The following is a 20,707-nucleotide window of genomic DNA, read 5'->3' on the forward strand; positions in this document are numbered from 1 at the left end:
ACTGCACTGCATGCCGGCTTCCGTATCCGGCCACGCCAGGTCGCACCTATTTGAGTCAGATCAATCGCCTTGTGAGGGCGACCGCCATCATGCAATGACCTCGTCTTTCACCACGCACCCGTCACGCCGCCATGTCCGCTCCTGCCATCGAGACGCATGCGCTTTGCCGCCGCTTCGGCGAGGTCACGGCCGTCGACTCGCTGACGCTCACGGTCGACGCCGGCGAGACCTTCGGCCTGCTAGGGCGCAACGGCGCCGGCAAGTCGACCGTCATCAAGATGCTCACGACGCTGCTGCCGCCGAGCGCGGGCCAGGCGAGCGTGTGCGGCTTCGACGTCGTGCGCGAATCCGCCCGCGTGCGGCAAATGATCGGCTATGTGCCGCAGGCCCTTTCGGCCGACGGCGACCTGACCGGCTACGAAAACCTGCTCGTCTTCGCCCAGCTCTACGACATCCCGCGCGCCGAGCGCGCCGAGCGCATAGGCCGCGCCCTCGCCTTCATGGGGTTGCAGGACGCCGCGCAACGGCTCGTGAAAACCTACTCCGGCGGCATGATCCGCCGGCTCGAAATCGCGCAGTCCACGCTGCACCGTCCACGCGTGCTCTTTCTCGACGAACCCACGGTCGGGCTCGACCCCGTCGCGCGGCAGTCGGTGTGGGAGCAGGTCGAGCGGCTGCAGTCGCGCTTCAATGCCGCGATCCTTCTCACCACGCATTACCTCGAGGAAGCCGAGCATTTGTGCCAGCGCGTCGCCATCATGAGCCGCGGGCGCGTGGCGGCCATCGGCGCGCCCGCCGCGCTGCGCGCGGCGATCGGTCCGAACGCGAGCTTCGAGGACGTGTTCGAGCACTACACGAGCGACGAGGCGCCGCTCGCCGGAGCTTACGATGAAGTCTCCCAGACCCGCAGAACCAGTCAGCGCCTCGGCTGACACCACGCAGGCCGCCGCGGGCGGCCCACGCCGCCCGAAGCTGGTCGCGTTCGTGGCGAAGACATTCGCTATCGGCGCGATGGAGGTGCGCAAGCTGCGCCACGATCCCACCGAGCTCGCGACGCGCGCGATCCAGCCCGCGCTGTGGCTGCTCGTGTTCGGGCAAGTGATGAGCCGGGGCCGCGTGATCGACACGGGCGGCGCGCCCTATCTCGACTTCCTCACGCCCGGCATCCTCGCGCAAAGCGTGCTGTTCATCGCGATCTTCAACGGCATTTCGGTGATCTGGGAGCGCGATCTCGGCATCGTTCACAAGTTGCTCGCCAGCCCCACGCCGCGCTCGGCGCTCGTGCTCGGCAAGTCCCTTGGCGCCGGCGTGCGCGCGCTCGTCCAGGCTGCCGTCGTCATGCTGCTCGCGCTCGCGATCGGCGTGCATCTGCGCATCGACCCGCTTTCGGTCGCAGGCGTCGCGTTCTTCGTCGTGCTGGGCGCGGCCGTCTTTTCGACTTTCTCGCTGATCATCGCCTGCATCGTCAAAACGCGTGAGCGCTTCATGGGCGTCGGGCAAGTCCTCACGATGCCGCTCTTTTTCGCGAGCAACGCAATCTATCCCACCTCGCTAATGCCGCGTGCGCTGCAGATCGTGTCCGAAGCGAATCCGCTGACCTACCAGGTCGACGCGTTGCGCCGGCTGCTGCTGCCAGGCTTCGCCAGCGTCACGGGCCCGGACTTCGCGCTCGACGCCGGCGTGCTCGCCGCAACGCTCGTCGTGCTGGTTGCCGTGTGCGCACGGCTCTATCCCGATCTCGCGCGTTGAAGCAAGCCCCATCGCGCCACGTACTTCGGCGGCGGCGCGGCGGACTACAACGACTATCCGCTTCTTGCCGCGCACCGCGCACTCAAATGATCGTTGCCCGACATGATTGACATAGATCAGTCTGCGCGCCGCATCCTCGTCCATTCTGTTTTTCAAGCGCCACGTTTCTGCGCATTCAAGCGGTCCCGGCAGCGGCAAGTTACGGGAACGCGCGTTCGCTGGCCGCTCCAGGCCGTACATGTCTGGGCATTCGAGGCTGCACGCCTTGCACCGTGCTCGAAGCGCGGCAGCGAGGCGGCCCTTGTGCCCCGGCATGCGGCCCGGTCAGGCGACGCGCGTACCGATCGGGCCTGCAACCGTGTCGCGGAGACTTACCTGACGGTGGTCCGATCGCGAAACGTGGCGCCCCTTCTACCTGGTGCATGCCGTGCGCAGCTGCCGCTGGCCGCGTCGCACGGCGTGCGACCCGCATCTCTCGCTCGCCGGCCACAACGGAAACACGAGGCAACTGCCCAGCGATTCACCCGGCGACCGGGAAATTACCCGCGCCGCGCCTGGGTCCAGTCTTGCGATCTGCCGTCTTCTGCGTTGCGTGTCGATAGCCGCACTCCTCGTGCTTCTCGCTGCTTGCGCGACGCCAAGCTCGGTCTTCGGAAGACGCTTCGGCTTCGACCAGCCGTTGACGGGAGGGACACTGGTCGCGAGCGTCGTGCCCGGCAGCGGCGGAGGGAAATGGCGAGTCAGGATCATGTGGCCATTCGACGTGATGGTCGTCACCGTCTACGTGGATCCTGATTACCGCTACACGGTTCGCCGCATGGAGGATGGCGACCCCATCGGGATCCTCTCCCGCACGCCCGACATGGACGAAGACGTGTACGACGGCCTGGTACGCCGGCTTGCCGCGCTGGGTATTCGTACCGAGCGTTTGCGGCGCGTTGCGCAACATCCGGATCAGATCGGACTGCCAGGCTACATGCAACCCCGCCAGTAAGTCGCGCCAGGTGGGGTCGCGTGAGCCCGGGTTCAGCGACAGCACGAAGCCGGCGACACCCACAATCAGCGTTGCAGCCCCATAGCGAAACGTCGACCAGGCGTCGAACACGAGACCGTCGAGCACCCGATAAAGCCCGATCAGCGCGGCGAAGACAGCAGTCGCCGCGCACACGATCCTCAATTCCGGGCGGATCATGACTCTCCCCTACGGCAAAGGAGCAATGAGAGAACGACGCCGGGCATATCGCTTTCCGGTTAGTCAGGCACGACCTGCATAGATGATCACGAGCACAGTCGCAAGCAGGGGCCGGCGACCGTGTCAAACCACACTATTCGCGATCTATTAAAGCCGCCGACCGGGCACGAGCATCGATGTACGTCAAGCGCTCACGATGCAGCAGTTGACGCCGCCAGCCCGTCGCACGAATCGCTGTGCGTCCAGTCGAATTCCGGCAGAGGTCGACCAACCATTAACTCGGGCGGACATCCATGATCTGGCTCGCCAATATCGTTCTCGTGCTGCACGCGCTGATCGTGCTGTTCATCGTCGGCGGACTGATCGCGGTGTGGATAGCCGCCGGATTGAAGCTCGCATGGGCGCGCAATCGCGTCTTCCGCACGACCCATCTCGTCGCCATCGGCATCGTGACGACCCTGGCTGTGCTCGATGTGCCGTGCCCGCTCACCGTTCTGGAGGACTACTTGCGCACCGGAGCCGCCGGCCCGCAAGGCTTCGTCCAGCGTTGGGTGAGCGCGTGGCTGTATTACGACTTCCCGGGTTGGGTGTTCGTACTCGCCTATGTCGCTTTCCTGCTTGCTGTGGTCGTTACGTGGCGCCGGATTCCGCCAGGCATAACCCCGCCTTGAAGTCAGACCCAGCGGGCCGCGCAACGCCTCCGCCAGCGTCATGCGGGGTTCCGCCTGAAGCGATCTTTCCGCATGGTTGATTCGCAAGGTCAAGGCAATGGGCACCGCCGCGGTAAGCGGCGTTGCCTCCGGCACCGCCCCTTACCGCCGCCGAAGATGCCGACGCGGCTGGGGCCGCCCCGGCGCCTTGCGTTGCCGCAGTGCCTGGCGTGACGTTGGCCGGAGCCACACCCGCAATGAAGACCTCCGCGGACATCAACATGGTGTCTTGCAGACACGATCAACGTGATAACGTCCTCGACATGCCGCCTCTCCATCAGGACCCAGCCAACGCACGATCTGTCGCCATCACTCGCAGATTTCGCTGTGATGCAACGGAAGGTTGGACTGTTGAACCCGTGGTAATCATGGGACGCCACGCCCTTCGTCATTGACCTGCCTCAACTGCTGCAATCGATTGAGGGATAGCGTTACGAAGAAATGCTGCGAAAGCGCAGCTTGCAAATACGGGGGAATCGTTCATGCCGGAGATGCTCATGTCCAGTTCCACATCACCCTCGCCTACGCCTTCGAACGCCCCGACGCCGCAAGCGCTCGCGGGCACCTGGATGGCCCTCGCGAATCTTCAGACGCAAGCGTATGCCGACTGGCTGGCGCTTTGTATGGAAACGTCCGCGCGCTGTGCACTCACGCGCAGCGTGCCTGAATACATGGCGATCGGCAGCTTGATGCTGCCCTCCTGCCTCTCGCATGCGATGCATTACTGCAAGAGCGTGTCGGAGGTCATGCAGGCGGGCGTACCCGCAAGCGCGTCGCCTGCCGGTGCGCAAAGCGGCGTCGTCAAGCAGGACGGCGGTGCTGAACACGCTATCGCCGGCGTGGGCCACGCGTAGGGATGCCGCTTGCAGTCGCTTCAGGATGGAAGTCGCAGGGATGGACGCACAACCGTTCATCCGCGAGGCCGCGGCCGACTTGCGGGTCGCGCCGAATTTCGCCGACTACGAGGGCGAGCGCCTTTTCATTCTGAGCGAACACATTCCCGAGATACGCGGTTATATGCACCCGTACATCGGCGAAGAGGCGACCGGTGTGGGTGCGATTCACGCGCTTGACGCCGACGACAATATCGTCGCCACATACCATGAGCACGCGCATGCTCTATGCGAACGGTGGTGACGGTACCCTCGCTGAGATTGATGCGGCGCCTTCGCCAGTTATTACGTAATGCGAAACACCTTGCGCGAGCAAACCCCAACGGCCTCATATCAAACGCCACGTCTTGCGATATGTGCGGTAGCTCAATGCGGCATGCGCGCATCCAGCGTGGTGCGTCATTTCCGGAATGTGCCGACCAGTTGCGCATCGCCGATCACGTGATCTTTCATCGCTTTTTCCAGTACAGCCTTCGAAGGGTGGCGGAGATCGGGCAGCACCTCGTCGAGCGCATAGAGCTTGAAGAAGTAGCGGTGACGGCCAATGGGTGGGCACGGGCCGCCATAGGCGGTGCGCCGGAAATCATTGGTTCCTTCAAGCGTGCCCGCCGGCAGCGTGTCCGCCCCGACGTGCTCTTGCAGACCCACGCTGGTCGGCGGAATGTTGTAGAGCAGCCAGTGGACCCATGTCATTCGTGGCGCGGCAGGATCGGGGGCGTCCGGGTCATCGACTATCAGCAGGAGGCTCTTCGCGTGGGCAGGCACGCCAGACCACGCAAGCGGCGGCGACACGTCTGCGCCCGTGCAGGTGTAGCGGGCCGGAATCTCGCCGCCGTCGCGGAAGGCCTGTGAGGTCAGGATCAGGTTCATAAGGCGTTGCAAACTCGTTTGGGGATTCACCGGGTCGATTCACATTGATGCTTCGAAGGTGGCTACATTGCGACTTCCTTGCTACCGGGCCGCGAATCAGCGGTCCAGCTATCGCGGGTCCGGGTACGCCTGCCGGAACGCGGCAACGAACGCATCGAACGCCGCGCGCGGCAGGCGGCCTATGCCCGCGGCCCCGGATCGCCCCGCTCCGCCGAAGGCCCGGCAAAACCGGTCCGCGCCAAACGGCGCCGCGAGCGGCGCGCGCACGCTCACGGTCCAGAAGCCATCGGCTGCGGGCGTCAGCACCGCATGCGCGCGCTCGGGCGCCGCGAGAGCAAGCCGGTTCGCAAAAGCGCCCCGCACCCGGCGCGCCCAACGCTCGCGTGGCAACGTGTAGACCTCGGCGCCCGCCGAGGCCGCCGACGGGCGCTGCGCACACGCAAGCTTCAGGTCGTCGCGCCGCGCCTGCCCGATCGTCGTGAGCAGCGGGCAAGCCGCGACGAAATCGAGCGGATCCGCATACGGCGCGAGCAGCGCGTACAGCGCCGCAGGTGCCACCAGCAGATCGTCTTCCGAGTCGCCATAGCCGGCGTAATTCACGTTTTCGCCCAGCTCGCGCAGGCACGCCTCGTCGTCCGGATCGATGCCCGCGAGCCCGGCGAGCCGGTGCGCGGCGTCCGGCAGGTTGTCGCCGAACGCTGCCGCTACCGCCCATGCGCGAAAACGGCCGCCCAGGCGCCGGTCAACGAGCAGACTCGTGCAAACGTCGGGCGCCGTATCGATGTCCGCGTGCAGCAGCGGGTGGCGCGGCAAGTCGGTCGCCATGTGATGGTCGATATAGTCGACCGTCACGCCGCGCGCGAGCAGCGCGAGCACGGCGGCGCGATTGACGTCGAACGAGAGGTCGAGCGCCGTCACGTGGTCGCCATGGCTCGCCGGTACGCGCCCCAGCAGCGCATTGTCGCGCTTGCGCCCGGTGATCAGCACCGCGTCGCGCGGCGTCGCGAGGCGCAGTTGATGCAGCGCGAACAGGCCGTCCGCGTCGCCGTTGCATACGTCGAAGTACTGCATCGGGCTACCCGCATCCTCTCGCTTGCATCTCCCTGCATCAGCGTGCGCTATTTGCACATCTCGTCCTCATGGTCGGCGGCCGCCTCGCCGCTGCGCGGCTTCGCTTCGTCCGGTTCGACCACCTTCAACGCCGCAGCACGGCCAAGCTTCTGCAACGCCGCGATCGACTCCGCCGAAAAATCGAAGTCGCGCGCGAACGTCGCCCAACCCATGCCGGTGCCGTCGAGCGCGATGCGGTGGATCTGCACCGGCGCGCGGCTGCCCATCAGGCGGATGAATTCCGGCGACTGGCGCACGCGCGCGGCGGTCGCCGCGTCGAGCTGGCCCGTGATGCGCTCGACGAGATCGCGAAAGTCATTGGCGTTCTCCTCGAACCGCAGATCGTTCCGCACCCGGTCCGCGTAGACAATCTCGTCCCGGCGCAGCATGACCTCGAACAGATTCGACGGCAGCTGCCGCTCGCCGGAAAACAGATCGACGACGAATACGCGGCCCGCCACCTGGCCACAGCGCTCGATCACGAGATCGAGCGGCGAGTTGCTGACGATGCCGCCGTCCCAGTACGCGCGGCCCGCAACCTTCGTCCACGGCATCGCGGGCGGCAGGCTGCCGCTTGCGAGCAGATGCTCGGGCGTCAGGCGGTCCACGTAGCTGTCGAAGATGCGTCGCTCGCCGCTCGCCACGTCCACGGCGCCGAGCAAGAGCCGCGTCGGGCTCGCCGCGAGCGCGTCGAAATCGACGTAGCGGCGCAACAGCGCGAGCATCGGCTGGGTGTCGTAGTAGCTCGTCCACCAAGGCGCGAAGCTGCCGGCGTGCGGGGCGCCCAGCCACCAGCGCGGGCGCATGAAATTCGGCACGCCAAAGAGCGCGAGATGCCAGGCGAGCTCGGTCTGGCGCACGTGCGCGCAGGATGGCGGTGTGGCGATGCCCTCGATCGACAGCTCGCGCCAGAACGCGTCGAGCGCCTTGGCCACATGCCCGGGGTGGCTCGCCGCGACCGCGCCATTGAACGCGCCAATGGACACCGCCGAGACGATATCCGGACGAATGCCATGCGATTCCAGTGCGGCGAGCGCCCCGGCCTCGAACGCCCCGAGCGCGCCGCCGCCCTGCAGGATGAGCACGGTCTGCAATGGCATCGCGCCCAGCCGCGAGCCCGCTTGCGCGAGCGCGGCTCCGCTGCGCGCGAGATTGCGCCGGTGGCGGATCATCTCTTCGGCGGCGAGCGCTTCGTCGGCCGGCGCGCCGATCGAGAACATCGCCCGCAGCACGTTGTGCCTCGTGAATACCAGTGAGTAAGGCCGCTGCGGGAATTCGCCGCGCTCGACGACCTCATCGGCATCGGACGGATCGCCCAGGATGTTGTAGGGCACGTCGAAGACGTCGCCATAGAAGATCGACACGTCGCGGTACGGCATGCGTGCGCCGCGCATGTTGCGAGCCGCGAGGCGACCCTGGCGCACCGCATTGTCCCAGTGCTCGACGCGCCGGCGCGCGCCCAGCACCGGGTCGGGAAAGTTCGCCACGTCGCCCGCCGCGTACACGTCCGGGTCGGACGACTCCAGGCATTCGTCGACGAGCACACCATCGGCCACCTCGATGCCGCTGCCAGCCAGGAACGCGCAATTCGGCGACACGCCGGTCGCGACGACGGCCAGATCGCACGCAAGCACGCGGCCATCCTGCAGCACCGCGCCCGTGACCCCGCCCTGCCCGGTGAAGCGCTCGACCGTGAGGCCGGTCAGCACTTCGACGCCATGCTGCGCGCAGAGCTTCGCAAAGCGCGCCGAGAGCAGGGCCGAATGCAACTGCGGGAAGATTTGCCCGCTGCGCTCGACCAGCGTCACCTCGAGGCCCAGTTCGCGCAGCGCGGCCGCCGCCTCGACGCCCACGAAGCCGGCCCCGATCACGAGCGCCCGGCGCTTGCTGCACGCATGCGTGCGCAGCGCGACGGCGTCGCCGATATCGTGCACGCGATGCACGCCCGCTAACGTGGCGCCGGGCACGTCGAGCATGCGCGGGGACGCGCCCGTGGCGATCAGCAACTTGCCGTAGCCCACCGCGCGGCCGGCTTCAAGCTGGACGAGATGCGCGGTGCGATCGAGCGCCGCGGCCCTCGCGTGCAGCAGCAACGCAATGTCCTGCCTCTCGTAGAAGTCGGCCGGGTGAATCGTGACCCGCGCGGCGCCCATCTTGCCGGTGAGGAAGCCTTTCGTGAGCGGCGGTCGCCGGTACGGCAGCACCGGCTCGCCGCACAGGATCGCAATGCTCGCGCCGGACTCCTCGTGACGCAGCGTGCGCGCCGCCGAAACGCTCGCAATGCCGCCGCCCACGAGCAGGTAATCGAAGCGCCGCTCGCGCATGCCCCGCTCGGCCGTGGTCATCGGTGCGCCGCCTCGCGCTCGCGCGCGGCCAGGGCGTCCTTGATCGTCAGCACGAAGCGGGCGACCTTTTCGACTGCCGCGTCGCCCTGTATGTCCGGCGCGGAGATCGCACAGGTTGCGATCGGCGTGCGCCGCGCGAGCCGCTCCATCTGCGCGAGCGTGCTTTCGCTGCCGCGCTTGCCCATCGTGCAGAAGAACGCCACCGTGTTCAACTGATGCCAGTGCAGCGAAAGCCACGTCGCGACCGGCGTCGACGCGCGCGCCGCCCACACCGGCGTACCGATCAGGACGACGTCGTAATCGGAGAGGGTGTGCGTCATCGGCTGCAGGTGCGCGGGGCGCTCGCGCACCACGTCGAGGATCGAAAGCAGGAAGCCCAGAGGTCCCGCGCGCCGCCGGAATTCCACCTCGTGCAGCCGTTCGAAGTCCCCCTGGAGTTCGGCGGCGAGCCGCCCGGCAACCTCCGCCGTGGTCTCGCTGCGCGAATAGAAGACCACGAGGATTCGTGATGGTGCGTTCAAGGCCACCTCCATAAGGTTGCGCCGAAGCGAACCACGCCGCGCTAGTTGCGGCGCTTCTCTTCGAAATGCTGTTGCCGCTGCGCGATGAGGCGCAGTTCGTCGAGCAGGTTTGCTGCGGCATGCAGCAGATCGTCGAGCGAGACGATGCCGATCAACCCGCCGTCTTCGCCGACCACCGGCAGCCGGCGCACGCCATGCAGGCGCATGCGCCTCGCGAGCAGCCAGATATCGTCGTCGCCCTGGGCGACTACCGCGGGCGTCGACATCACGTCGCCGGCGTACAGCTTGCCCGCCGCGGCGTCCGGGCTCACGACGGCCAGCACGATGTCGCGATCGGTCAGCACGCCGAGCGGCACGCGCACGCCATCGTCCTCCCTCACCACCACGAGATCCCCCGCGTGCCGCTCGCGCATTCGCGCTGCCGCTTCGACGATGGACGTTTGCGAGTCGCAGGTCGCGACCTCGCGTGTGCAAAGCGCAGCGCCGTTCATTTCGCCCCCTTCAATTCGGTCAGCAGTTGATCGCATGAACCCACCTGGGTCGCTTCCTCGCATACGAGCGCGAACGGAATGCCGGCATCGGCCGCTTGCTGGGTCACGAAGTCGGGCATCAACGCATCACCGAACCGGTGGATCACGAGAAAGCCCGTGCATACGATGGCCGAAGCCGTCACGATCCCGAACGCCAGCCGTTCGAATCGACGAAAAAAGCGATACATGGGAGTGCCTCCTGCATTGCCGTCACGCGTGACCCGTGCAACCCGTATGACTTGCGCTGCCGGGCGCCTCGGACGCCAGGCAGCACGGTTCATTCGACGCTCAGCAGATTGACGATCGTGCGCACACCCGGCGTCGCTTTGGCCGCGCCGTAGACGAGCTGCCGCTCGGCGTGCGAGGCGACCTTGCCGGTCAGGGTGACGGTGGTGCCGTCGATCTTGATTTCGATGTGCCTGGCTTCGCGTTCGCTGTGCCGGCCAATCGCGGCCCGAATCCCACGTGCGATGTCTTCGGCCGAGGTTTCGCCGCGAATGCGAATCTTGTCGGTCACACCGGTTACGCCGCGCAAATGCGAGATCGCGCGCTCCGCGGCGTGGCTCTGGTAGCCCCAGTCGCACTCGCCGATGAGCGTGACCCAGCCCTTCTCGACCTCCACCTGGACGTCCTGATTGTTGACGCCGACGGTCCATTCGAGAATCGAGCGCACCGTGTTCGCAATGTCTTCGTCGCTGCGCTCATCGTGACGCGGCACGCGCACTTCCATCTCGACGACAATTCCGCGCACGCCCGCAACCCTCACGGCCGCCCTTTGTGCGGCGAGCTTCGCCGCGTAACTCGACGGATGGCCCGACAGCGTCACCACGCCCTTCGAGACTTCCACCCCGATATTCGCCGGCTGGATCGACCGGTCGCTGGCAAGCTCGGCCTCGATGTCATGTTTCAATTCCATATCGGATTTCATCGCACTCCACTCCTGATTTCGCCCCGCACGCGAACCCTTGAGGCAGGTCGCCGCGGGTTCGTGTCCTCTGTGATTCATGCCGCCGGCACCGGGGCGAAATGCCCACGGACGAACTCACGTACCTGCGCGAGATGGGCAGCGGCCGTGGCAGCAGGCATGGACGGGCCGACTTCGTCGAAATGAAGGTGCCCGATCAGCTCGAAACCGGATGCGCGGAAAACGTGCGTATCCTGCAGCAACTGCATGGCCTGCCACCGGCCGTCCGCCATGAACGAAGCCAGCGGCGCGGCCGAGACGGTCACCACGACGGCGCGGCGCCCGGAGAGCAGGCCGTGCACGCCTCCCGGCTGCGTTTCATACGCGAAGCCCCGGCTGAACACGCGGTCGATGTAGCCCTTCATCATCGCGGGCATCGCCATCCACCACAGCGGATAGACAACCGTCACGACATCCGCCGCGAGCACGTCCTTCTGCGCGATCACGACGTCGGCCATGCGAACGTGCACGTCGCTTTGCTCGGTCAACTCCTGCGCGGAGAGCACGGGATCGAACCCCATGCGATACAGGTCGTGAACTCGCACGTCATGGCCTACCCGTATCAATTCCCCAAGGTAGGCACGCGCCACGCTCATGGTGAAGCTGTCTTCCACCGGATGCGCGACCACGATCAGGTGTTTCTGCATGGCAGGGACTCCTTTCGAAAACGCGCCGCGTGGCGTAGCCGCGCTGGCAGGTCCATCGTGCGCGTTCCCGCCGCCATCCGATTGACACACGTCAATCATGCGGGGATCGCCCCGCCCGTGGCCACATGCACTCACGCCCGCTCGCTCACGCGACGACGAGCTTGTCCACCACGCGCCGCACGCCGCGCGTCGCCCACGCGGCGCCGCATGCCGCACGCCGGTCGCGCAGCGACGACACCGTGCCGCTCAGCGTCGCCACGCCGCCCTCCACCGTGATGTGGATGCCCGCGAACTCGCGCTGCGCGCGGCGCGCGAGCGCCGCCGAGATGTGCTCGGCAACGTGCGCCACGGCGTCGCTGTTGCGCACCTCGATCCGGTTGGCCACGCCCATCACGCCGCGCATGCGGCTCACCACCTTCTCGGCCAGATTGCGTTGATAGCCCCAGTCCACGTCGCCGCTGAGCGTCACGCAACCGCGCTCCACCTCGACGTGAACCTGGCTCTCGGCAAGGCCCGCCTGCCAGCGCAGCGCGACCACGATGGCTTCGGCGAGATCGACGTCCGGGTGCACGAGGGCCGGCGGCGGCTCGATCGTCAGCTCGATGACAATGGCCTGGCAGTCGGCCACGCGCTCGACGGCTCGCTGGATAGCCATCTTTTGCGCGTAGCCGGACACCGCGCCCGACACCGTCACGATGCGATCCTGCACGCCAACCTCCACGCGCGACGCATCTACCGCCGGGTCCCACGCGAGTTCGCATACCACTTCCTCTCTCAATGCCTCATCGGATTTCATCGCCTTCTCCTGTTCGAGCGCATGCCAGGTCACGCCGCCTCAAGCTTCGCGCAGGGCGACGCCGCAAGGCTGATGTCGATCAATTCATGGCGCGCTGCGCCGCTTCGCGCCCCGTGGTCAGCTCGACGATTTCCGAGGTGATCTCGTCCTGGCGCATCGCGCGATACTGTTGCGAAAGCCCCGCGAGCCGCTGTTGCACGTTCGTGCGCGCGGCGAGCATCGCGCGCACACGCGCTTCGTTCTCGGCGGCGAACGAGAGCATCAGCGCCTCGCACAGCTCGATGGAGATGTAGAGCTCGACGAGCCCCGTCAGCAGCCGCGCGGGCGCCATGTTCACGAGCGGCGGCAGCGCGCGCGGCGTCATGTGAAAGCGTGCGAAATCGAACGGGATGAGCGTGCGCTGCACGATGCGCAGCCCGGACTCGCCTGGCAGCGCGTGCGTGACCGTTACGCGCGTTGCGCGCTCGCCGTCCGCAAGACTTGCGTAGAGCGCATCGGTCACGCGGGCCGCGAGACGCGGAACCGCCGCCGGATGCGCGGCCATGGGGGCGGACCACGCTTCATTGAGGCCGCGCTCGGCGCATGCGTTCACGAGCCGTGTGCCGACCAGCAGCCACTGGCATGCGCGCTTGCGTGGGCGCCCTAGCGCTTCGCTCGCGATCCGGTCATTCAGGCCGCCGACGAAGCCCTGCTCCGAGCCGATGACGATGCCTACCTCGGCACCGTCTTGCGCGAGCGCCGCGCTTGCCGATGCGCTGGAAGGGGCGAACGCGAGCACCTCCCCAATCGCGGCCCCGGCCGCCGCCGCACACGCGCGGATGCCGGCAAGGCGTGCGTGCGCGTCGCGCGAGCGCGACGCCGCGATCCCGCGCATGGCCCCGACCACGGCTTCGAGCTGATGAGTGGCCGCGATCCGCGCTTCGATCTCGCCGAGCTTGCCGCTCATGGTGTCCCCTTATCGGGCGTCGTGCTGCCTGTGTTGCCTGTGCCACCTGTGCTGCCTGTGCCACCTGTGCCACCTGTGCCACCTGTGCCACCTGTGCTGCCTGTGCCACCTGCGCCACCTGCGCCACCTGTGCCACCTGCGCCGTCGGTGCTGCCACTGCCGCCCGCGCCGCCCGTACTACCCGCGCTGCCCGCAATACCCGCGATACCCTCACGCACCTGCTCGCGCAGCGCGGCTATGCTCTGTGATGCTTCGTTATACGGAGCGTCCCGCGGCGTTTGCGCGCCTCTCTGCGCGAGCCGCTCGCGGACGTGCGCAACGGCATTCGCGGGCAGCGCATCGAACTCGCCGTCGGCGAGCGCACCGAGCAGCGCAATCTGCTCGGCGGCGCCGAGCGGGCTAAAGCGCGGTTGCGCGAGCAAAGCGCGAATCCGTTCGCCGCGCGCGATCTGCGCGCTCACGCGCGCGTCCGTGAGGCCGCCGAAGCGCGCGAACATCTCCAGCTCGAGGAACTGCGCGTAGTCGATCCTGAGCCGCCCCGCCACCTCGCGCAGCGCTTTCGGCTGCGCCTTGCCGCCCACGCGGCTCACGCTCAACCCAACGTTGACCGCGGGCCGCTGGTTCGCAGCAAAGAGCGCCGCGTCCATCACGAGCTGTCCGTCGGTGATCGAAATCAGGTTGGTCGGAATGTAGGCGGAGAGATTGCCCGCGTCGGTCTCGGCAATCGGCAGCGCGGTGAGCGAGCCGCCGCCCAGCTCCGGGCTCAGCCGCGCCGCGCGCTCCAGCAGCCGTGCGTGCAGATAGAAGATGTCGCCAGGGTACGCTTCGCGGCCCGGCGGATCACCGGTGAGCAGCGCCAGCTCGCGGTGTGTGGCCGCGTGCTTCGAAAGATCGTCGATCACGACGAGCGCGTGCTGGCCGCGGTCGCGGAAATACTCGGCGACCGAGAAGCCCGCGAACGGCGCGATCCATTGCATGCCGGGCGAAGCCGAAGAAGGCGCGACCACGAATATGCACCGATGCGGCGCGCCGCGCGTGCGCACGGCCTCGATCACGCGCTGCACCGCCGTGGCGCGCTGGCCCACCGCGACGTAGACGCAGATCACGTCGCTCGCGCGCTGGTTCACGATCGCGTCGACGGCGAGCGCGGTCTTGCCCGTCGCCCGGTCGCCGATGATGAGCTCGCGCTGGCCGCGTCCAACCGCGAACAGCGAATCGACGATCAGCACGCCGGTTTCGAGCGGCTCGCTCACCGCGGCCCGCTCGATGATGGCCGGCGCAGGACGCTCGACCGGCAGCCATGTCCTCCGGCCGCCATCGTCGAGCGGCTCGCCACGGTCGAGCGGCCGGCCAAGCGGATCGATCACGCGCCCAAGCAGGTCCGCGCCCACCGGCACGTGAAGCACGGCACCCGTGCGCTCGACACGCTCGCCGGCCCCCACGCCCGCCGCGCCGTCGAGCAACACGACGTTCGCGAAATCGGCGTCGAGCGTGCGCACGTACCCAGTCGCGCCGCTCGCGAAGCGCACCGTCTCGTCGAGCGCCACGTCGGCCAGCCCCGAGATGCGCGCAACCCCATCGGCCACGCGCTCCACGCAACCGAACGTCTGGGCCTCGGCGGCAAAGCGCACGCGCGAGAGCGCGCCGTGCGCGCGCGTGAGCCACCGTGATTCGGACTCAGCGGCGCACACCGCCGTGCTCCAGCAGCGCCTCGCGGATCGCGTCGAGATCGTGACGCAAGTGATTGCGCACCGCCGCGTGCGCGCCCGTGAGTTCGAGCCCGGCGATCAGCGTGGGATCGTCGCGCACGCGCAGCGTGACCTCGCGCCCGAGCGCCGCGCCGAACGCCGCCTCGCAGGCCGCCAGTTCGTCGGCGCTCAGCGCGCGCGGCGCGGCGAGCGCAAGCGGCTCGCCATGCGCACCGAATTCGGCGCGCGCCTCGGGCGGCAGCTTCGCCAGCGCTTCGGCCGTGCCGCCGATGAAGCCCCGCACACGCGCCTCTGGCGGCATGCGATCGAGCAGGCGCCCCGCGATCTCCACCGCGAGCCTCACGGCGTCGTCTTCGATGGCTCGCGCCTGCGCGGCGCGCTCGCGCTCGATCTCGCCTTCGGCCTGCGCACGCAATTGTGCGGCCTCGGCGCGCGCCTGCGCGAGCAGTGTGGCCTTGTGCGCTTCGGCATCCGCCTCGGCGGCCTGCAGCGCCGCCTCGTGCGAGGTTGCGAGCCGCGCGGTTTCGTCACGCGCGGCGGCCTGCTCGGCCTGCGCCGCCCGGCGGCTCGACTCGGCCTCCGCGAGCAGCGCCTGCGCCGCCTTCTGCCGCGCCGCGACGATATCCGCCACGGGCCGGAACAGAAAGCGCGCGAGCAGCCAGACCAGCACGAGAGCATTGACCGTCTGCAGCGCGAGCGTCGACCAGTCGATATGCATGGCGCCGCCTTACTTGACGAACGGATTGGCGAACAGCAGCAACAGGGCGATCACGAGGCAGTAGATCGCCATCGTTTCGATCATCGCGAGGCCGACGAACAGCGTGCGTGAGACGGTGCCCGCCGAATCGGGCTGGCGCGCGATGGCGTCCATCGCGGCGGCGACGGCGCGGCCTTCGGCGAGCGCCGGCCCGATGGCGCCGAACGACACCGCGAGCGCGGCGGCGGCGATGCTGACGATTTCGATGAGGTTCATGGTTGCCCCTGTGCGCGATGGCCGGCGTCGGAGCGTGCCGCGCCCGCCGCGGCGCCGACGAACACCATCGCCAGCACCGCGAAAATGTATGCCTGCACGGCGCCGGTGAGCAGATCGAGCGCCATCAGCGGAATCGGCACGAGCAGCCCCGCGAGCGAGAGCACGATACCGACCACGAACACGCCGCTCATCACGTTGCCGAACAGGCGCACGACGAGCGAAAAGGTGCGCGTGAGCTGCTCGATGACGTTCAGCGGGATCATCACCCAGCTCGGCTCGGCGAAGGTCGCGAGATAGCCGCGCAGCCCGCGCGTGCGCAGCCCGTGAAAGACGGTCGCGGCGAGCACGATCAGCGCGAGCGCCGCGTCGGTCTCGATGTGCGCGGTCGGCGGCTCGACGCCCGGCAACAACGACGACCAGTTCGCCACCAGCACGAACAGGAAGAGCGTGCCGATCAGCGCGCGGTACGGGGCGGGGTCGCCTTCGATGGTGTCGCGAATCTGGGCGTCGAGCGTCGTGACGACGAGTTCCAGCACGGTCTGCGTTTTGGAGGGCTTAAGCGCAAGCCGTCGCGTGAGCAGTATCGCGGCGGCGGCCATGCAGGCCATGATGGCCCACGTGACGACGACGGGCGCCGTGACCTGGAGCGCGCCGATATGCCAGAGCGGCGCGGTGGCAAGCGGCGAGGTTCTCATCGTGCCAGCACCGCGATGCGCAGCGCCGCCTGGCGCGCGACCAGCAGTCCGGCCATGCCCGCGAGCAGCGCCGCGCCGCCCACGCGCGCGAGCGCGAACAGCAGCAGCGCGGTCAGCACGCAGCGCACGGCCTGAGCGCCGAGCGCGACACCCAGCCGGCCCGCCGCAAAGAGCCGTGCATTCCAGCGCAGCGCGGCGAAGTGCGCGCCACCGAGCGCCGTTCCGGCGGCAAGGTCCGCCACACAGGTCCAGATCGACCAATGATCAGTCATCCTGATTACCCCTTTCCTGGCGATGCATCCATTTCCACGCGAACCAGAGGCCCGCGGCCGCGCCGAGCATGAGCATCGGCGCCGAGAAGAACACGCGTGTGCCGAAGAAGCGGTCGAGCACGTGGCCGATCGCGAGGCCCGCGAGCGTGGGCAGCACGATGGTCCAGCCGAGAATGCCGATCTGCCCGAGCCGGTTGCCGAGCGACGGCTCGGGCTGCGCGCGGCCGCGCGCCTCGCGCTCGGCTGCGTCGCGCGCGGCCCGCGCCATGTGGTTGGTCTCGTGTGACGGATCGTTCATCGCCCGCGCTCCTGGGCCGCCGGAATCTCCTGCCCGTCCGGCACGACGGGGCCGCGCAGGTAGCGCAGCATCTGCCGCACCGCCTGCGCATGCAGGCGCACGGTTTCCACGCGTACGCGCCGCTCGGCGTCGAGCTGGGCCGCGCGCACGCGCGCGACTTCGCGCTCCAGCCGCCCGAGGGAGTCGCCGACGATCGCCTCGCGGCACGCAACGGCCACCTTGCCTCCGCCCGATACGGTCATGACGCCGCCGTCCACCGCGCAATAGCGGTGCGTTCCGTCCGGCGAAACCCAACGCACCACCGAAGGCGAAAGCATCGTGATGAAGTCCGCGTGACCGGGCCGAATGCCGAACGAACCGCTCTCGTCCTCGGCGCGCACCGAGCCGGCCGCCTCGTGGTTCACCACCAGGTCGAGCGGCGTGGCGATCGTCAGTTCGAGCAGCGTGCCGGCCATGCGTGTGCCCCTACGCCAGCGCGCCAGCGGTGGCGGAGGCGCGTTCCTTCTCGCGCGCCTCCGCGAGCGTGCCGACCATGAAAAGCGACTGCTCCTGCCAGTCGTCGCACTCGCCGGCAAGTATCGCCTTGCAGCCCGCGAGCGTGTCGGCGATCGCGACCGAGCGGCCCGGCTGCCCCGAGAACGCCTCGGTCACCGCGAACGGCTGCGTGAGAAAACGCTGCAGGCGGCGTGCGCGCTGCACGAGCAGCCGGTCCTCGGCGCCCAGTTCCTCGACGCCGAGCAGCGCGATCACGTCCTGCAGCTCGCGATGATGTTCGATGAGCCGTCGCACCTGGATCGCGACCGCCGCGTGCTGCGCCCCCACCACCATCGGGTCAAGCAGCACCGACGACGAGGCGATCGGATCGATGGCCGGATAGATGCCCTCCGCCGCCATGGCGCGCGAGAGCACGACCATGCTGTCCACGTGCGCGGCGATCGTGGTCACGGCGGGATCGGTGAAATCGTCGGCGGGCACGTAGACGGCCTCGACGGCCGTCACCGCCGCGTCGCCCACCGAGACGATCCGTTCCTGCAACGCGGCCACCTCGCTCGCGAGCGTGGGCTGATAGCCGACCCGCGAAGGCATGCGCCCGAGCGACGCCGACACCTCCGCGCCCGCCTGCACGAAGCGAAACACGTTGTCGATCATCAGGAGCACGTTTTGCCGCTTCTCGTCGCGGAAGTACTCGGCGATCGTGAGCGCCGTGAGCGGCGCGCGCCAGCGCGCGCCCGGCGGCTCGTTCATCTGGCCGTACACGAGCACCGAGCGGGCGAGCACGTCCGATCCGCGCATGTCCGCGAGCATTTCGTGCCCCTCGCGCGAACGCTCGCCCACGCCCGCGAACACCGAGATGCCCTGGTAGCGCTCGACCATCGCATGAATCAGCTCCATCAGCAGCACGGTCTTGCCGACGCCGGCGCCGCCGAACATCGCGGCCTTGCCGCCCTGCGCGAGCGGTGCGAGCAGATCGATCGCCTTGATCCCGGTCGTGAAGATCTCGGTCGAACCATGCAGCGCCGCGAGCGGCGGCGCCGCGCGATGAACAGGACGGCGCGGCGCGTGGGCGTCGAGCGGCGGCCCGCCGTCGCGCGCCGTGCCGCTCACGTCGAGCAGACGGCCTAGCACCGCGTCGCCCACGGGCACCTCGAGCGGGCCGCCGTACGCCTCGACGCGCTCGCCGCGCCGCAATCCCGCCGTGGACTGCAACGCGAGCGCGCGCAGCACCGTGGCACCGAGGTGCGCCTCGACTTCCGCGGTGAGACGCGAGCCGTCGTCGCGCACGATCGACAGCGCGTCTTCGACGGCCGGAAGCGGTCCCGCCTCGATCACGACGTCCAGCACCGCGCCGCGCAACGCACTCACGCGCCCGACGGTGCGTGGCACGGGCGTAGCGGTGGCGGCGGCGGATCCGGTACAAGCTGCGGAAGCGCCGGAAGCACCTGAAATGCTGGAAGTACCCGAAGCGCTGGAACCACCCGAAGCGCCGGAAGTACCCGAAGCACCGGAAGCACCCGAAGCGCCGGAAGCACCCGAAGCACCGGAAGCACCCGAAGCGCCGGAAGCACCCGAAGCGCTGAAAGTACCGGAAGCCGGAACAGCGTTCGGTTCGGGGCTCGTGGACACGGCGCTTCTCCTTGGCGTCATGCCAGCACGAGTTCGTCGATGACGGCGCACACGCCGGGCTGCGTCCACGCCGTGCCGCGCGCGACGGCGCGTTCGGCTTCCGAGGCGACCGTCCCTTTCAGCGTCACGATGCCCTCGCTCATCTCGACATGAATGCGAGCTGCCTCGTCTTCGACGTAACGCTGCAGCGCCCTGCGGATGCGCTCGCCGATCTTGCGCGCATCCATGCGCCGAAGCGCCTGCACACGGCTCGTGATTCCGGTCACGCCACGCAGCCGCACGAGCGACCGGATCGCGAGCTCACGCTGCCAATCCCATTCCACGGTCCCCCTCAGGTAGAGATGACCGTCCGCCGCCGCCACTTCCACGGCCCGTTGCGGCACGCCTACGGTCCAGTGCAGGACGGCGCGCGCCGTGTTCGCGAGCGCGTCGTCGCCGAGCCGGTCAGCCGCCGGCAGTTCCACCCGCATGCGGCTCACAACTGAGCGCACGCCGCTCACGCGCTGCGCGGCGCGTTCGGCCGCGTGTGTCTGGGCAAACGTCGGCACCAACCCGCCGAGCGTCACCGCCCCGTCCGCCACTTCGACCTGGATGCGCGCCGCGTCCAGACCGGAGTCGAACTCGAGTTCGTCCACGACGTCTTGTTTCAACTGCGCATCGGTTTTCATGGTGTGCTCCGTTCGCGCCTGCGTCATCAATTCAATCGGATTCCTGATAATCACGCGTTGGCAGACGTGGGGCCGCTTGCGGACTTCGCAGGCGCCGCCTCGCCGTTCGGGTGCACGCCCGCGAATCGGCCAAGGTAAGTCATCCAGTCGGCCGCCTGCGGCACGGCGCCGGCCTGCGGCGACGCCTGAGCCTGAGCGCGCACGCAGACCTTTTCGAAGTCGAGCACCGCATCTCGAAACAAGGCTCCGAGTGCCGTCTGGTTTCGCATGGCCAGGTCCTGGCTCTGCTCGAACAGGGCGGCACTGGCCGCGAAGTACTCGCGCGTCAGGGCCTGCCATGTATTGACGAAGGTCCCCATATCGTAGGTGCGCGCATCCAGCAGGGCGTCGCAGGCGTGTTGGACGGCGGCACGGTCGCGCTCGACGCGCTTCGCTTGCAGCCCGAGCGCCGCCTGCAGCTCGTCGAACCCCAGTTGCATCATCCGCATCCCCACGCCCAGCATGGGCACTGGCTGAACCAGCAAGCTCCGATGGATGTCGCTCATGTCAATCTCCTGATCGATCGAGTGCCGTCTCCAGATCCGCGACGCGCGGCTTCGCACGGCAGGCCGAATTCCTCGCTCAATCTAACGGCGGTGCCGCGCGCGCAATTGACCTGAATCAGAAATCTCTGCGGCACGGGGGCGTCGGCGCAC

27 protein-coding genes and 1 pseudogene are annotated in these 20,707 nt (G+C 68.2%); 7 read left to right on the forward strand and 21 right to left on the reverse strand.

The features are described from left to right. Positions 1-131: 131 nt before the first annotated feature. The 3 genes from VMJ11_RS04810 (at position 132) to VMJ11_RS34395 (ending at position 2,743) form a co-directional block, all read left to right on the forward strand. Positions 132-932 (forward strand): ATP-binding cassette domain-containing protein, encoded by an 801-nt coding sequence (locus VMJ11_RS04810; protein WP_325617422.1) that lies wholly within the window; start codon positions 132-134, stop codon positions 930-932. After that, positions 889-1,749, forward strand: a complete 861-nt coding sequence (locus tag VMJ11_RS04815) for an ABC transporter permease (RefSeq protein WP_325617424.1) — start codon at positions 889-891, stop codon at positions 1,747-1,749. Before VMJ11_RS04810 ends, VMJ11_RS04815 begins: the two co-directional genes overlap by 44 nt. 748 nt (positions 1,750-2,497) lie before the next feature. After that, positions 2,498-2,743: a lipocalin family protein gene (locus VMJ11_RS34395; protein WP_414694300.1), complete on the forward strand. Its 246-nt coding sequence runs from the start codon at positions 2,498-2,500 to the stop codon at positions 2,741-2,743. Positions 2,744-2,770: 27 nt separating this feature from the next. Here VMJ11_RS34395 and VMJ11_RS34400 read toward each other — a convergent pair. Then, positions 2,771-2,941: pseudogene (locus VMJ11_RS34400) on the reverse strand (DUF2964 family protein); the annotation flags it as partial. Positions 2,942-3,234: 293 nt separating this feature from the next. Between VMJ11_RS34400 and VMJ11_RS04825 the strand changes: the two are divergent. From VMJ11_RS04825 to VMJ11_RS04835, 3 genes are all read left to right on the forward strand, one after another. Next, the gene (locus VMJ11_RS04825; RefSeq protein ID WP_325617428.1) at positions 3,235-3,612 is read left to right on the forward strand and encodes a DUF2784 domain-containing protein; all 378 of its coding nucleotides are present in this window, start codon (positions 3,235-3,237) and stop codon (positions 3,610-3,612) included. 536 nt (positions 3,613-4,148) lie between these two features. Further along, positions 4,149-4,505 (forward strand): hypothetical protein, encoded by a 357-nt coding sequence (locus VMJ11_RS04830; RefSeq protein ID WP_325617430.1) that lies wholly within the window; start codon positions 4,149-4,151, stop codon positions 4,503-4,505. A 40-nt stretch (positions 4,506-4,545) separates the two neighbouring features. After that, on the forward strand, positions 4,546-4,788 hold the full coding sequence (locus tag VMJ11_RS04835; RefSeq protein WP_325617432.1) for a thiamine pyrophosphate-dependent enzyme: 243 nt from the start codon (positions 4,546-4,548) through the stop codon (positions 4,786-4,788). Between the two features lie 155 nt (positions 4,789-4,943). Here the strand turns inward: VMJ11_RS04835 and VMJ11_RS04840 are convergent, their stop codons facing one another. The 18 genes from VMJ11_RS04840 to atpD form a co-directional block, all read right to left on the reverse strand. Then, a complete protein-coding gene (locus VMJ11_RS04840) occupies positions 4,944-5,414 on the reverse strand; it encodes a YbhB/YbcL family Raf kinase inhibitor-like protein (RefSeq protein WP_325617434.1) in 471 nt (156 codons plus the stop codon). 108 nt (positions 5,415-5,522) lie between these two features. Beyond that, positions 5,523-6,485: an acetyltransferase gene (locus VMJ11_RS04845; RefSeq protein ID WP_325617436.1), complete on the reverse strand. Its 963-nt coding sequence runs from the start codon at positions 6,483-6,485 to the stop codon at positions 5,523-5,525. A 47-nt stretch (positions 6,486-6,532) separates the two neighbouring features. Further along, positions 6,533-8,869: an FAD-dependent oxidoreductase gene (locus VMJ11_RS04850; RefSeq protein WP_325617438.1), complete on the reverse strand. Its 2,337-nt coding sequence runs from the start codon at positions 8,867-8,869 to the stop codon at positions 6,533-6,535. Continuing rightward, positions 8,866-9,390 (reverse strand): flavodoxin, encoded by a 525-nt coding sequence (locus VMJ11_RS04855; RefSeq protein WP_325617440.1) that lies wholly within the window; start codon positions 9,388-9,390, stop codon positions 8,866-8,868. Before VMJ11_RS04855 ends, VMJ11_RS04850 begins: the two co-directional genes overlap by 4 nt. A 41-nt stretch (positions 9,391-9,431) precedes the next feature. Beyond that, positions 9,432-9,881 (reverse strand): CBS domain-containing protein, encoded by a 450-nt coding sequence (locus VMJ11_RS04860; RefSeq protein WP_325617442.1) that lies wholly within the window; start codon positions 9,879-9,881, stop codon positions 9,432-9,434. Beyond that, positions 9,878-10,108 (reverse strand): hypothetical protein, encoded by a 231-nt coding sequence (locus VMJ11_RS04865; RefSeq protein ID WP_325617444.1) that lies wholly within the window; start codon positions 10,106-10,108, stop codon positions 9,878-9,880. The genes VMJ11_RS04860 and VMJ11_RS04865 overlap by 4 nt, the downstream gene beginning before the upstream one ends. Before the next feature lie 89 nt (positions 10,109-10,197). Next, complete coding sequence (locus VMJ11_RS04870) at positions 10,198-10,848, reverse strand: BON domain-containing protein (protein WP_325617447.1); 651 nt, start codon at positions 10,846-10,848, stop codon at positions 10,198-10,200. A gap of 74 nt (positions 10,849-10,922) precedes the next feature. Further along, positions 10,923-11,531, reverse strand: coding sequence for an NAD(P)H-dependent oxidoreductase (locus VMJ11_RS04875; protein WP_325617449.1), 609 nt, complete (start codon positions 11,529-11,531; stop codon positions 10,923-10,925). A 145-nt stretch (positions 11,532-11,676) separates the two neighbouring features. Beyond that, positions 11,677-12,327, reverse strand: a complete 651-nt coding sequence (locus VMJ11_RS04880; protein ID WP_325617450.1) for a BON domain-containing protein — start codon at positions 12,325-12,327, stop codon at positions 11,677-11,679. 79 nt (positions 12,328-12,406) lie between these two features. Continuing rightward, positions 12,407-13,273 (reverse strand): FoF1 ATP synthase subunit gamma, encoded by an 867-nt coding sequence (locus tag VMJ11_RS04885; protein ID WP_325617452.1) that lies wholly within the window; start codon positions 13,271-13,273, stop codon positions 12,407-12,409. After that, a complete protein-coding gene (locus VMJ11_RS04890) occupies positions 13,270-14,964 on the reverse strand; it encodes a F0F1 ATP synthase subunit alpha (protein WP_325617454.1) in 1,695 nt (564 codons plus the stop codon). The genes VMJ11_RS04885 and VMJ11_RS04890 overlap by 4 nt, the downstream gene beginning before the upstream one ends. After that, the gene (locus tag VMJ11_RS04895; protein WP_325617456.1) at positions 14,951-15,700 is read right to left on the reverse strand and encodes a F0F1 ATP synthase subunit B; all 750 of its coding nucleotides are present in this window, start codon (positions 15,698-15,700) and stop codon (positions 14,951-14,953) included. The genes VMJ11_RS04890 and VMJ11_RS04895 overlap by 14 nt, the downstream gene beginning before the upstream one ends. Positions 15,701-15,709: 9 nt before the next feature. Continuing rightward, positions 15,710-15,955, reverse strand: coding sequence for a F0F1 ATP synthase subunit C (locus VMJ11_RS04900; protein WP_017774099.1), 246 nt, complete (start codon positions 15,953-15,955; stop codon positions 15,710-15,712). Continuing rightward, entirely contained in the window at positions 15,952-16,650 is a 699-nt protein-coding gene (locus tag VMJ11_RS04905) for a F0F1 ATP synthase subunit A (RefSeq protein WP_325617458.1), read from the reverse strand. The genes VMJ11_RS04900 and VMJ11_RS04905 overlap by 4 nt, the downstream gene beginning before the upstream one ends. Next, positions 16,647-16,922 carry an ATP synthase subunit I gene (locus VMJ11_RS04910; RefSeq protein WP_325617460.1) on the reverse strand — a complete coding sequence of 92 codons (276 nt, stop codon included), beginning with the start codon at positions 16,920-16,922 and terminating at the stop codon, positions 16,647-16,649. Before VMJ11_RS04910 ends, VMJ11_RS04905 begins: the two co-directional genes overlap by 4 nt. Continuing rightward, positions 16,915-17,220 carry an AtpZ/AtpI family protein gene (locus VMJ11_RS04915; protein WP_414694298.1) on the reverse strand — a complete coding sequence of 102 codons (306 nt, stop codon included), beginning with the start codon at positions 17,218-17,220 and terminating at the stop codon, positions 16,915-16,917. The genes VMJ11_RS04910 and VMJ11_RS04915 overlap by 8 nt, the downstream gene beginning before the upstream one ends. Beyond that, the gene (locus VMJ11_RS04920; protein ID WP_325617462.1) at positions 17,217-17,675 is read right to left on the reverse strand and encodes a F0F1 ATP synthase subunit epsilon; all 459 of its coding nucleotides are present in this window, start codon (positions 17,673-17,675) and stop codon (positions 17,217-17,219) included. The genes VMJ11_RS04915 and VMJ11_RS04920 overlap by 4 nt, the downstream gene beginning before the upstream one ends. Positions 17,676-17,685: 10 nt before the next feature. Next, the gene (gene atpD / locus VMJ11_RS04925; RefSeq protein WP_414694301.1) at positions 17,686-19,167 is read right to left on the reverse strand and encodes a F0F1 ATP synthase subunit beta; all 1,482 of its coding nucleotides are present in this window, start codon (positions 19,165-19,167) and stop codon (positions 17,686-17,688) included. Here atpD and VMJ11_RS04930 point away from each other — a divergent pair. Then, complete coding sequence (locus VMJ11_RS04930; RefSeq protein ID WP_325617466.1) at positions 19,166-19,387, forward strand: hypothetical protein; 222 nt, start codon at positions 19,166-19,168, stop codon at positions 19,385-19,387. The genes atpD and VMJ11_RS04930 overlap by 2 nt on opposite strands. Here VMJ11_RS04930 and VMJ11_RS04935 read toward each other — a convergent pair. Then, positions 19,362-20,012: a BON domain-containing protein gene (locus tag VMJ11_RS04935; RefSeq protein WP_325617468.1), complete on the reverse strand. Its 651-nt coding sequence runs from the start codon at positions 20,010-20,012 to the stop codon at positions 19,362-19,364. The genes VMJ11_RS04930 and VMJ11_RS04935 overlap by 26 nt on opposite strands. 50 nt (positions 20,013-20,062) lie before the next feature. Further along, positions 20,063-20,557, reverse strand: coding sequence for a hypothetical protein (locus VMJ11_RS04940; protein WP_325617470.1), 495 nt, complete (start codon positions 20,555-20,557; stop codon positions 20,063-20,065). Positions 20,558-20,707: the final 150 nt, after the last annotated feature.

This window comes from Paraburkholderia sp. (assembly GCF_035501035.1).
Classification (GTDB): Bacteria; Pseudomonadota; Gammaproteobacteria; order Burkholderiales; family Burkholderiaceae; genus Paraburkholderia.